This is a genomic window from Pseudomonas mediterranea CFBP 5447, assembly GCF_000774145.1.
Taxonomy (GTDB): Bacteria; Pseudomonadota; Gammaproteobacteria; order Pseudomonadales; family Pseudomonadaceae; genus Aquipseudomonas; species Aquipseudomonas mediterranea.
The window spans coordinates 330687-343508 of the sequence record NZ_KN322985.1 but is presented as its reverse complement, the minus strand read 5'-3'; the positions used below and the strand labels follow the sequence as shown (position 1 = coordinate 343508).

The 12822-nt window shown below is 63.3% G+C and carries 5 protein-coding genes; 2 read left to right on the top strand and 3 right to left on the bottom strand.

All coding sequences use genetic code 11. The features are described from left to right. Positions 1-5 precede the first annotated feature (5 nt). Entirely contained in the window at positions 6-602 is a 597-nt protein-coding gene (locus tag N005_RS13795) for a tRNA-uridine aminocarboxypropyltransferase (protein WP_047701692.1), read from the top strand. A 139-nt stretch (positions 603-741) separates the two neighbouring features. Here the strand turns inward: N005_RS13795 and N005_RS13790 are convergent, their stop codons facing one another. The 3 genes from N005_RS13790 to N005_RS13780 form a co-directional block, all read right to left on the bottom strand. Beyond that, positions 742-2106 carry an HlyD family type I secretion periplasmic adaptor subunit gene (locus N005_RS13790; RefSeq protein WP_047701691.1) on the bottom strand — a complete coding sequence of 455 codons (1365 nt, stop codon included), beginning with the start codon at positions 2104-2106 and terminating at the stop codon, positions 742-744. 195 nt (positions 2107-2301) lie between these two features. Further along, positions 2302-4461 carry a type I secretion system permease/ATPase gene (locus N005_RS13785; RefSeq protein WP_047701690.1) on the bottom strand — a complete coding sequence of 720 codons (2160 nt, stop codon included), beginning with the start codon at positions 4459-4461 and terminating at the stop codon, positions 2302-2304. A 19-nt stretch (positions 4462-4480) separates the two neighbouring features. Next, on the bottom strand, positions 4481-5839 hold the full coding sequence (locus N005_RS13780) for a TolC family outer membrane protein (RefSeq protein WP_047701689.1): 1359 nt from the start codon (positions 5837-5839) through the stop codon (positions 4481-4483). 452 nt (positions 5840-6291) lie between these two features. On the opposite strand from N005_RS13780, the gene N005_RS13775 reads away from it, so the two are divergent. Continuing rightward, positions 6292-12675 carry a retention module-containing protein gene (locus N005_RS13775; RefSeq protein ID WP_047701688.1) on the top strand — a complete coding sequence of 2128 codons (6384 nt, stop codon included), beginning with the start codon at positions 6292-6294 and terminating at the stop codon, positions 12673-12675. The last annotated feature ends 147 nt before the right edge of the window (positions 12676-12822 follow it).

The following is a 12822-nucleotide window of genomic DNA, read 5'->3' as shown; positions in this document are numbered from 1 at the left end:
TGACGATGTCCAGAATCCATTGCCCGCGCTGCCACCGACCGCAAAGCCATTGCCTGTGTCCGCTGATTCCCAGTCTCGACAGCCGCACCCGGGTCCTGCTGTTGCAACATCCCAGCGAAGTGAACCACGCCCTGAACACCGCCCGGCTGGCGGCGCTGGGGCTCAACAACGCCGAGTTGATCGTCGGTGAGGTGTTCGAGAATTTACCTGCATTGCTCAACCAACCGGGTTATCGGGCCTGCCTGCTGTTTCCCGGCGAAGATGCGCAGCCGATGCAGGCCTATGGACCGTCCGACGATCCGCTGCTATTGGTTGTGCCGGACGGCACCTGGCGCAAGGCGCGCAAGTTGCTGCACCTCAATCCTTTGCTGGCGGCGTTGCCGAGGGTGACGCTGGCCGACGGCGGGGTATCCCGTTACCGCTTGCGCAAGGCACCGGGACCGGGCGCATTGTCGACGGTGGAGGCGATTGTCCAGGCGTTGCAGGTGCTGGAGGCGCCGATCAGTTTCGAGCCGTTGCTCCGGCCGTTCGAGGCGTTGATCGAGGGGCAGATTGCGGCGATGGGGGAGGAGACTTACCAGCGTAACCATGCTGACAGATAGTACTGGCCTCATCGCGAGCAGGCTCGCTCCCACAGTAGAGCCGTGGTGATCACATATTTTGTATCCACTGGAGATCCCCCTGTGGGAGCGAGCCTGCTCGCGATAGCGATAAAACCATCAATGAACATCCTGGCTCAGACTACCGCTCGCGCATCGCCTCGGTCCGCGCCTTCAACACCGGCTTGAGCAAGTAATCCAGCACACTTTTCTCCCCGGTAATGATGTCCACCGTCGCCACCATCCCCGGGATGATCAGCAACGGCTTGGTGTCGCCGCCCAAATGGTTCTTATCGGTACGCACCTGGATCAGGTAGAAGCTGTTGCCCTTGTCGTCGGTGATGGTGTCGGCACCGATCAGTTCGAGCCGGGCACTGAGCCCGCCGTAGATGGTGTAGTCATAGGCGCTGAACTTGACCATGGCTTTCTGGCCCGGATTGAGGAAGGCAACGTCCTGTGGGCGGACCTTGGCTTCGATCAGCAGGTTGTCCTCCATGGGCACTATTTCCACCATGTCGCTGCCCGGCTGCACCACGCCGCCGATGGTGTTGACCTTGAGCTGCTTGATCACCCCATGCACCGGTGAAACGACAGTGGTGCGGGTCACGCGGTCGTCAATGGCGATGCTCGAGGCGGTGATCTTCGACAGGTCCGTGCGTTTCTCGTTGAGCTCCTTGGCTGCGTCGGAGCGGAACGTCTGTTCCGATTCGTCGATCTTGCTCTTGATTTCATTGATCGCCGATTCGGCCCGGGGGATCGCCAGGGTGGTGGCGTTGAGCGAGCCACGGATCTCCACCGCGCTGCGCTTGAGCCGCAGGATTTCCACCGGTGACACCGCCCCGGTGCTCACCAGCGGCGCGGACATGTTCATTTCCTCTTGCAGCAGGGCCAGGCTGGAACTGAACTGGGCTTGCTTGGAACGAAACTCCGCCAGCTCCTGGGTCTTCTGCCGCAGTTGCTCGGTCAGGGTCCGTTGTTCGCTGGCCAGGCGCCGTTGTCGTTGCTCATACAGCGAGCGCTCGTCCTCGGCCACTTGTGGAGCCTTGGCGGTCACCTCGGCCGATACCTGGAACGGCCGCCCCTCGGCTTCTGCCGACAAACGCTGGACCTGGGCCATCAAGGCATAGCGGTCGGCCTCGCTTTCGCCCTTGTTCGACCGGTACCGCGTGTCGTCGAGGCGCAGCAGGGTATCGCCCTTGTTCACCATCTGGCCTTCGCGGACGAAAATCTCGGTGACGATACCGCCCTCCAGGTTCTGGATCACCTGGACCTTGCTCGACGGAATCGCCTTGCCCTCGCCGGTGGTGACTTCCTGCAGGATCGCCAGTTTCGCCCACACCAGCGCGGTGACGATCAGCCCGGCGGCCAGCCACACGGTGACGCGGGATCGGCGTGGCGAATCCTGCAACGCCGCGCCGGCAGTTTCCGGCATGAACTCGCTTTCGGCACTTTTGCTGAAACTGCCGAAGTAGCTTCGGGCGGCTGGATCGGATGTTTGGGCAGACATGGGGGGATACCCGTCGGTTAAATGAAGTAATGCTGGGCACGGCTTTTGTGGCGAGGGGATTTATCCCCGCTGGGCTGCAAAGCAGCCCCAAACCAGTCAACTCAATCTGCCTGATATACCGAGGTGTCAGGTGTTAGGGCCGCTTCGCAGCCCAGCGGGGATAAATCCCCTCGCCACAGGGTTCGGTGGTGCTTGCTAAACCGTTCCGGAACCCACCCGCCCCTTGCGCAGCGCATCGATCACCATTTCTTTCGGTCCATCCGCGACGATCCGGCCGTTGTCCAGCACCACCAGGCGATCCACCAGGCTCAGCATCGAGGTGCGGTGGGTGACCAGCAGCAAGGTCTTGCCCTGAATGTGTGTGTGGAGCTTTTGCCGCAAAGTGTCTTCGCTGCTGTTGTCCATGGCGCTGGTGGGTTCGTCCAGCAGCAGGATCGGTGGATCGAGCAACAGGGCCCGGGCCAGCAGCACGGCCTGGCGCTGGCCGCCGGAGAGCAGTTGGCCGCGTTCGCCCACCGGGCGGTCGAAGCCCTGGGGATGCTGGCGGGCCAGTTCGCCGACGCCGGTCAGTTCCGCCACTTCGAGCATGCGCGCGTCGCTGATGTAGCGGGCGCCGAGGGTCAGGTTGTCGCGCAGACTGCCGGCCAGCAGCGGCAGGTCATGGGCGACATAGCCGATCTGTTGGCGCAGGTCGGCGATGTCCAGTTGCCGCAGGTCCAGGCCGTCGAGCAGCAACTGGCCTTCCTGCGGTTCGTAGAATCCCATCAACAGGCGCGCCAGGGTGCTTTTGCCCGAGCCGCTGCGGCCGATGATCCCGACCCGTTCACCGGCCTTGAGTTTGAAGCTCGCGTTCGACAGCGCCGGTGTGCTCTGGTCGTTGTAGTGGAACGTCACGCCGTGGACGTCCAGCGCCCCCTGCAATTGGGTGCGGTCCAATGGCCGCTGCCTGGCATCGCGCTCCTGGGGCAGCGCCATCAGGGCGTCGGTGCTGCGCATGGTGAGTTGGGCCTGCTGGTAACGGGTGATCAACCCGGCGATCTGCCCCAGTGGCGCCAGCACCCGGCTGCCAAGCATATAGGACGCCACCAGCGCACCGACGCTGAGGTTGCCGGCGATGATGCTGTAGACCCCGGCGACGATGGTGGTCATGCCGGCCAATTGCTGCAGGAACAGAGTGCCGTTGGTCGCCAGTGCCGAGAGGTTGCGCGCATGGCTGTCCAGGCGGGTGAGGGCGCCGTGGGTGCTTTCCCATTGGTGCTGGCGCTCGCTTTCCGCGCTGCAGGCCTTGAGGGTTTCCAGGCCGCCGAGGGTTTCGATCAGCAAGGCCTGGCGCTGGCCACCCAGGGCCAGGCTTTTTTGTACGGTATCGCGCAGGCGTACCTGGATGATCATCGCGAAGATCACCGTGATGGGAAACGCCACCACCGGAATGACCACCAGCCAGCCCCCCAGCAAGCCGATCACCAGCAGCATCAGCACGGCAAAGGGCAGGTCGATCAGGCTGGTGAGGGTCACGGCGGTGAGAAATTCCCGCAGGCCCTGGAAGTCATGGATGCTCTGGGCGAACCCGCCGATGGTCACCGGCCGGGCTTTCATCGCCATGCCGGTGATGCGCTCGAACAGGGTGGCGGAGAGGATCACGTCGGTTTTCTTGCCGGCGCTGTCCAGCAGGTGCGCGCGCACCACCCGCAGTACCAGCTCGAAGCCGGTGCCGATCAACAGCCCCACGGCCAACACCCACAGGGTAGACGTGGCCTGGTTCGGCACCACGCGGTCGTAGGTCTGCATGACGAACAGGGGCACCATCAACCCCAGCAGGTTGATGAGCAGACTCGCCAGGATCGCGTCGCTGTACAACCAGCGCGACAGTTTCAAGGTGTCGCGGAACCACGCTTCGACCCGTGGCACCAGGGGCGAGCGCAGGTCTTCGAGTTCATGGCGCGGCCGGGCGAACAACGCCTGGCCAGCATAATCGGCGGTCAGCTCCTCGCGGCTGACCCATTGCTCGCCGCCGTCGGCTTCGCAGGGCAGGATCAATGCGCGGCCGTCCTTGTGCCAGCGTCGCAATACCGCGCAACGACCACCGGCCAGCAGCAGCATCACCGGCAGATTGAGTGGTGAAATCTCGCCCAGGCCCCGGCGCAGCACCCGTGCCTGCAAACCGGCCCGGGCCGCTGCACGTGGCAGCAGGTCCAGGCTCAGCCGTTGGTGCGCCATTGGAAGCCCGGCGCTGAGGCTGGCGCGGCTGACCGTCGCGCCATGGAGTTTGCAGAGGATCAACAGACCATCCAGCAGAGGGTCATCGAAGCTCAGGCGCGGATCGGCGCCGGGGATAGCGGGTTCCATGCTGGTCACATCGATCGCTCCCAGTGGGCTACTTCAATTCGGGCAGCCGTGCTTCGCTCTTGACTTCGGTCTGGGCGATGGCGTCGGCCGGCAGCACGATCCGTTGTTTGCTCAACAACAGGCCCATGTTCGCCAACACCCGGTACATCGAGTATTCCTCGGTGTAGCGCACTTCGGTGTAGCGACGGTTGGCGTTGTACAGCTCGTTTTCGCTGTCGAGCAGGTCGAGCAGGGTCCGCTGGCCGAGGCCGAACTGATCCTGGTAGGCGGCGCGCACGCGGGCGGTAGTGTCGGCGTATTCCCGGGCGGTGGGGGTCTGCTTGCGAGCGTTGAGCATCGCGTTCCAGGCCAGGCGCGTGTCCTCATTGAGCTGGCGCAAGGCGTTATTGCGAATGTCCATGGCCTGGTCGATCTGGTGCGCGTTGGACGCCAGCCGTGCCTTGTCGCTGCCGCCGCGGAACAGGTTGTAGTTCATCACCACACCGACCCGCCAGTTGTTGTCGTGACCTTCTTCGCCACCGATGTTGTTATTGGCGCCCACCGCGGCCTCGGCGTCGAAGCGTGGGTAGAACGGCGACTTGGCCACTTCATATTGGCTCTCGGCGGACTGCACGTCGGCCTGGGCCGATTTCAGGTATGGGTGGTTCTCCACCATGCTCTGCTGGGCTTCGCGCAGGTCGGCGGGGATTTCGCCCTTGGTCGACGGCGGTGCTTCCAGCTCATCGGGCATGCGCCCGACCACGCTGTAGAAGTTCGCCTCGGCGTCAGCCAGGTCGACCTGGGCGGTGTCGTAGTTGTTTTCCGCCAGCGCCCGACGGGCATTGGACTGGTCGGAGTCGGCCGTGCTGCCCACCCCGCGCTGGGTGCGCAGGCCGATCTGGTCGTTGACCCGCAGGTGCGCCTGCAGGTTGTTCTTGGCCAGGGTCACCAGCTCGCGACGTTTGAGCACTTCGAGATAGACCTCGATGGTGCGCAGGGCCAGGTCCTGGGCGGTGCCCTGTGCGTAATAGGCCCGGGAATTGACCACGCCCTTGGTGCGCTCCACCTCATTGCTGGTGTTGAACCCGTCAAAGAGCATCTGCCGCAGGCGCAGCTCCGACTGGGTGTAGTTCAGGGTGTTGGTGTTGTGATTGCCCTGTGCCCGGGTGTTGGGGTTGTCGCTGTAGCCACGGCCGTAGCCGGCATTCAAATCCACCGACGGAAAGAAGCCCCCCCTGGCGACCTTGACGTCTTCATTGGCCGACAGGCGGCTGTCCACCCGTTGCGCCAATTCAGGGTGAGTCGCGATGGTGCTCTGGATCGCTTCGGTCAGCGACATGGCCTGCGCAGAAGAAGAGCAGGCCATCGCCAGCAAAACCGCGCTGCAAAGAGGGGATAAAACGCGCATGGGGTGCATCTCCTGAGGTCTGTTGTGCTTCTGTGTCGCCAGAATATTGACGTATTTAAGATCAAAACCGTTTCAACCTTGTAACAACACAGCTAAGAACATCCTGAGGGAAACCTAAGAAGAATTTCTCATAACGCTTATGCCGAAAAAAACTTATGTGCCCGGAAAAAAGCGGCACATTGTTCAAAGGCAATTCCTTTGAAATTGCGGGCTCTGACGGCTTTTGGACGTCAAATAAAAGTTCCGTTGGAGTTTTGAAACAATGTGAAGAGGTGCCTACAGGGTTGAATGAGCAGGACTTTGAAGTGACGGTTTTTTGTCGTTGTGGCGACTGGCTAGCGCTTCTTGAACCTGCGAAAGCTGGCAGATTTTCCAGATTTCCTGGTTGTCCCTAAGCACGGATTTCTTCACCCAACAAAGGGCCGACTGCGGTTGGCAACGGAGGGATGCACATGGCAGCGCTCGTCGGTACAGTCAGCAAGATTGTGGGGCAGGTTTTCGCAGAGACGGCCGCAGGCCAGCGGCGTCCTCTGGTCGAAGGGGACCGGCTGTATGCCGGCGAGCACCTGATCACCGGTGCCGAAGGAGCAGTGGCCGTGCACCTTGCGAACGGTCAGGACCTGACGCTGGGCCGTGAAAGCAACCTGACCCTCACCGCGCAACTGCTGGCCCACCAGGTTCCCCATGTCGATGTGCCTGAAGCGGCGACACCGACGGCCGGGCAACTGACCGATGTGCAGAAACTGCAGCAAGCCATCGCCGCCGGTGCCGACCCGACCCAGACAGGAGAAGCCACCGCCGCTGGCCCCGGTGCGGGTGGTGCCCCCGGTGCCTTGGGTGGGGGGCACAGTTTTGTCCTGTTGGAAGAGGTGGGCGGCGTCGTGGCACCGCAGATCGGTTTTCCTACAGCCGGATTCAACGGGATTCCCGAATTTCCGCTGGTACGTCTGGCTGGCGATGAGAACGGCAACGGCGACAATCAAACCGTGCCACCGGTGACCCCTGAACCGCCGGACAATCCCGTGACCCTCGACGGGCTGAACGTGGAGGGCGGCGAACTGACCGCCAACGAGGCCAACCTGGCCGATGGCTCAGCCAGCAATCCGGGCGCATTGGTACAGAGCGGCACCTTCACCATCAATGCCCCTGACGGGTTGAGCAGCTTGAGCATCGGCGGCATCAGCGTGATTGCCGCTGGCGTGCCCGCAGGCTTCCCCCAGGCCATCACCACCGCACTGGGCAATACCCTGACCATCACCGGCTACAATCCCGCCACCGGGGTAGTCAGCTACACCTATACGCTGCTCGACAATGAAAGCCATCCTGCCGGCGACGGTGCCAATACCCTCACCGAACAGTTCCCGGTCGTGGCGGTGGACACCGATGGCGACAGCGCCACCGGCACCCTGGACGTCAATATCACCGACGACGTGCCCCAGGCCATCGACGACAGCAATGCCAGCACCGCATCGGAAACCCTGGTCACTCTCACCGGCAACGTATTGCCCAACGACCACCAGGGCGCCGATCGCATTCCCACCGGCCCCGACAGCGGGCCGATCATCGGCGGGACGTTCACCGGTACCTACGGCACGCTGGTACTCAACCCCAACGGTACGTACACCTACACCCTGGACACCAGCGACCCGCAATTCGTGGCGCTGCATGGCGGGGGAAGCGGGACCGAAACCTTCACCTACACCCTGACCGATGCGGACGGTGACACCAGCACTGCGAACCTGGTGCTGCAAGTGCACAACAACGACGATCCGGTGATCATCACCGGCCTGGACACCGACGGCGGTGAGCTGACGGTGCAGGAGAAAAACCTCAGCGACGGCAGCAGTCCTGATGCGCCGGCCCTGACCCAGAGCGGCACCTTCACTGTGACCGCGCTGGACGGTGTGCAGACCTTGAGCGTCGGCGGCATCACTGTCGTCAGCGGCGGCGTGGCGGCAGGTTTTCCACAGTCCATCACCACGGCGCTGGGCAATACCCTGACCATCACCGGCTTCAACGCGGCCACGGGCGTGGTCAGCTACAGCTACACCTTGCTGGACAACGAAGCTCATCCGAACGCCAACGGCGCCAACATTCTCGGCGAGCAGTTCAACGTCGTCGTTACCGATGACAACGGCACCACTGCCACGGGCAATCTCGATGTGAATATCGTCGACGACCTGCCGCATGCCGTGGACGACAGCAACGTCGGCACCACCTCGGAAACCAACCTGACCCTGACCGGCAGCGTGCTGACCAACGACACCGAAGGCGCAGACCACGTTGCGTCGGGCCCGATCACTCCGGGTACGTTCACCGGCACCTACGGCACCCTGGTCCTCAACGCCGACGGGTCCTACACCTACACCCTCAATCCCGCCGACACGGATTTCAAAGGTTTGCACGGCGGCGGCAACGGCACTGAAACCTTCACCTACACCCTGACCGACGCGGATGGCGATACCAGCACTGCGAACCTGGTGCTGCAAGTGCACAACAACGACGATCCGGTGATCATCACCGGCCTGGACACCGAGGGCGGCGAGCTGACGGTGCAGGAGAAAAACCTCAGCGATGGCACGAGCCCGGATGCGCCGGCGCTGACCCAGAGCGGCACCTTCACCGTGACCGCGCTGGACGGTGTGCAGACCTTGAGCGTGGGCGGCATCACGGTCGTTAGCGGTGGTGTGGCGGCAGGTTTTCCACAGTCCATCACCACGGCGCTGGGCAACACCCTGACCATCACCGGTTTCAACGCAGCCACAGGGGTGGTCAGCTACAGCTACACCTTGCTGGATAACGAAGCCCATCCAAACGCCAACGGCGCCAACAGCCTCAGCGAGCAATTCACCGTCGTCGCCACGGATGACAACGGCACCACGGCAACCGGCAATCTCGACGTGAACATCGTCGACGACTTGCCCACCGCCCACGCCGATTCCGCCTCGGTGAATGAAGGTGGGACGGTCAGCGGCAATGTCCTGGACAACGACGTGGGCGGTGCCGATGGGCCCGCTGCCAGCGGCGCGGTGATCGGCGTACGCGCCGGTGACGACACCTCGACCCCGGCAATCGGCGGCCTCAATACCCAGATCAACGGCACCTACGGCTACCTGACCCTGGACGCCAATGGCAACGCGGTCTACCACAGCAATCCGGACAGCGTCAGCGCACCCGGTGCCACGGACGTGTTCACCTACACCGTGCGCGATGCCGACGGCGATGAAAGCACCACCACCATCACCATCGACGTGCACGACGTCTGCCTCGTCGCCACGCCGGACCAGGACATCAGCGTCCACGAAAAAGCCCTCGACCTCAATCAGGACGCCCAGGACCTGGCCCCCGGCACGGTCACCGGCAGCGACCCGAGCGCCACCAGCGAAACCGCTACTGGCAGCCTCGTCGGGGCAGTGACCGGTGCCGTTGGCGCCGTGACCTTCGCCCTGGTAAGTGATGCCATCGGCGCCCACGGGCAGTTGCTGCTCAACCCCGATGGCTCCTACACCTACACGCTGACCTCGCCCGCCACGACAACGCCCCATGCCAACGACGGCCCGAACGTGACGAGTGAAAGTTTCACCTATCAGGCCACGGACTCCCTGGGCAACACCGTCACCAGTACCATCGTCATCAACATCGTCGACGATGTGCCCAAGGCTTATTGCGACACCGCCGCAGTAGTGGAGGGCGGGACGGTCAGCGGCAACGTGCTGGATAACGACGTGCTCGGTGCCGACGGCGGTACCGTCATCGGCGTACGGGGTGGCAGCGATACTTCAACCCCGGCGGTGGGCGGCCTCGACACCCAGATCAACGGCACCTACGGCTACCTGACCCTGGATGCCAATGGCAACGCGGTCTACCACAGCAACCCGGACAGCGTCGGCGCACCCGGCGCCACGGACGTGTTCACCTACACCGTGCGCGACGGCGATGGGGATGAAAGCACCACGACCATCACCATCGATGTGCACAACAGCTGCCTTGTCGCCGAAACCGACCACGACATTACCGTCTACGAAAAAGCCCTCGACCTGAATCAGGACGGCCAGGACCTGGCCCCTGGCACCGTCACTGGCAGCGACCCGAGCGGCACTGGCGAAACGGCCAGCGGCAGCCTTGTCGGTTCGGTGTCAGGTGCCACTGGTGCGGTGACCTTTGCCTTGGTGGGCAACGCCACGGGGGCTTATGGTCAATTGCTGCTCCATCCGGACGGCTCCTACACCTATACGCTGGCCTCGCCCGCTACCACGACACCCCACGCCAATGACGGCCCGAACGTCTTGAGCGAAAGCTTCACCTATCAGGCCACGGACGCCCTGGGCAACAGCGTGACCGGCAGCCTGGTGGTGAGCATTGTCGACGATGTGCCCAGCGCCGTTGCATCGGAACGTTCAGTGACGGCGGTGGAGATCGACTCGAACCTGCTGATCGTGCTCGACGTGTCCGGCAGCATGGCCGATGCCTCCGGCGTGCCAGGGCTTTCGCGGCTGGACCTGGCGAAGCAGGCCATCAGCGACTTGCTCGATAAGTACGATGACTTGGGAGACGTCAAGGTCCAGCTCGTTACCTTCAGCAGCAGTGCCACCGACCAGACTTCAGTGTGGGTCGATGTCGCGACGGCCAAGACGCTCCTCACCAGCCTGACGGCTGACGGCGGGACCAACTACGATGCGGCAGTGGCGGCGGCCAAGACTGCGTTTGTCACCTCCGGGCAACTGACCGGGGCGCAGAACATCGGTTACTTCTTCTCTGATGGCAAACCCACCACCGGCCAGGAAACCGGTGCGGCAGACGAAGCCGCCTGGAAAGCCTTCCTCGACGCCAACGGCATCAAGAACTACGCCATCGGCCTGGGCAGCGGCGTCAGCAATGCCAACCTCGACCCATTGGCCCACGACGGCAGCACCCACACCGACACCAACGCCGTGGTGGTGACCGATCTCAACCAGCTCAACTCGGTATTGTCCGGCACCGTGCAAGGCGTGCCGGTCACCGGCAGCCTGTTGGGCGAGGGCGGTACGTTCGGCGCCGACGGCGGCTATGTCAAAAGCCTGGTGGTCGACGGCACCACCTACAGCTATGACCCGGCCGCCAATGGTGGCCAGGGCGCGTTGACGGCCAGTGGCGGGGCCAACCATGGCACGTTCAACAGCCTGGACAACAGCGTGAGCATCGCCACTGCCCACAACGGTACGCTGGTGATCAACCTCGACAGCGGCGAGTACAGCTACACCTCCCAGACCACTACCAGCACGGTGATCAGCGAAAACATCGCCTACACCGTCAGCGACAACGATGGTGACCTGGCCAGTTCCACCCTGGTGATCAAAGTCGTGCCCGACAGGCCACCCGTGGCGGTCGACGACAACATCATCACCAACGTGCTGTCGGGCAATATCGTGGTACCAGGGGAATTGCTGCTGGGCAATGACAGCGACGCCAATGGCGATCCGCTGACCGCGTCACCCACCAGCTTCAACACCGGTTGGGTCGGCAAAGGCGCGGACTTCACCGGCAGCACCGGCACGGTCAGCTTCGCCGGCAACAACGTGCAGTCGATCAACCTCGACCGTGGCTCCTTCGTCGCCAACGCCGCCGCCATGACCGCCGTATTGGTGGTCAGCGGGGCGCTGGGGATGGTGTCGGGCAACAATACCAACGACGAAGACCGCCTCAACATCAGCCTCAAGCAGGGCGAAACCCTGACCCTGGACCACAATCTCGCGGCTGGTCGCATTGCCATGGAGTATTCCCTCAATGGCGGGCCGTTCATCGCGATCAACGATGGGGCTTCATTCACTGCGGCGGCGGACGGCAACTACCAGATCCACGTCACCAACATCCCCAACCCCGGTGGCGGCAATGTCAACGCCGCGGAAAGCTACCAACTGACCCTAACCGTCAACTACGCCGGCGCCCAGGACAGCACGCCGGATTACCATGGCAGCTACACCGCCAGCGATAACCACGGCGGCAGCGACACTGCGGCGTTGAATATCAGCTACCAGGCGGGCCATACCCTGACCGGCACCACGGGCGACGACGTGTTGTTGGCCGGCAATGGCGACAACCTCCTCAACGGCGGGGACGGTAACGACATCCTCAGTGCCGGTTCGGGCAACAACACCTTGCACGGCGGAGCAGGGAATGACTTGCTCTACAGCGGCGCGGGCAATGACCTGCTCGACGGCGGCGCCGGCAACGACACTGCCAGCTACGCCCACGCTACCGCTGGCGTCACGGTGAACCTGGGCCTGCTCGCCGCGCAAAACACGCTGGGCGCCGGCACCGACACCCTCGGTGGCATCGAAAACCTCGTCGGTTCGAACTTCAACGACACCCTCATTGGCGATGGTGCCGCCAACCGCATCGACGGCGGCCTGGGTCATGACGTGCTCAACGGCGGTGGCGGCGATGACATCCTGATCGGCGGCCTGGGCAACAACACCCTCACCGGCGGCAGCGGTGCGGACACGTTCCAGTGGCAAGCGGGCAATAGCGGTCATGATGTGATCACCGACTTCACCCCCGGCCTCGACAAACTCGATCTGTCACAACTGCTGCTGGGAGAGAACGGCACCAGCGCGTCGCTGGACGACTATCTGCACTTCACTGTCACCGGCAGCGGCGCATCGGTCATCACCAGCATCGACGTCAGCGCCACCGCCGGCGCCACGCCGAACCAGACCATCGACCTGGCCGGTGTCGACCTCGCCAGCCACTACGGCGTGACGCCGGGCGCAGGGGGGATGATTGCGGGCGGGGCGGACACGGCGACCATTATCAATGGGATGTTGAATGATCATTCGTTGAAGGTGGATACGGTGTGAGCTGAGCTGAAACGGCAAAACCCGTCGTTTCCGGGTTTCGATCGTTCCCACGCTCCGCGTGGTAATGCAGCCTGGGACGCTCTGCGTCTCCAAGAGCCGAACGCAGAGCGTCCGTTGAGGCATTCCCACGCAGAGCGTGGGAACGAT

What these genes read in the sequence shown, in the direction of transcription:
- N005_RS13795 (WP_047701692.1), top strand. Translation starts at nt 6, where the DNA reads ATGTCCAGAATCCATTGCCCGCGCTGCCACCGACCGCAAAGCCATTGC.
- N005_RS13790 (WP_047701691.1), bottom strand. Translation starts at nt 2,106, where the DNA reads ATGTCTGCCCAAACATCCGATCCAGCCGCCCGAAGCTACTTCGGCAGT.
- N005_RS13780 (WP_047701689.1), bottom strand. Translation starts at nt 5,839, where the DNA reads ATGCGCGTTTTATCCCCTCTTTGCAGCGCGGTTTTGCTGGCGATGGCC.
- N005_RS13775 (WP_047701688.1), top strand. Translation starts at nt 6,292, where the DNA reads ATGGCAGCGCTCGTCGGTACAGTCAGCAAGATTGTGGGGCAGGTTTTC.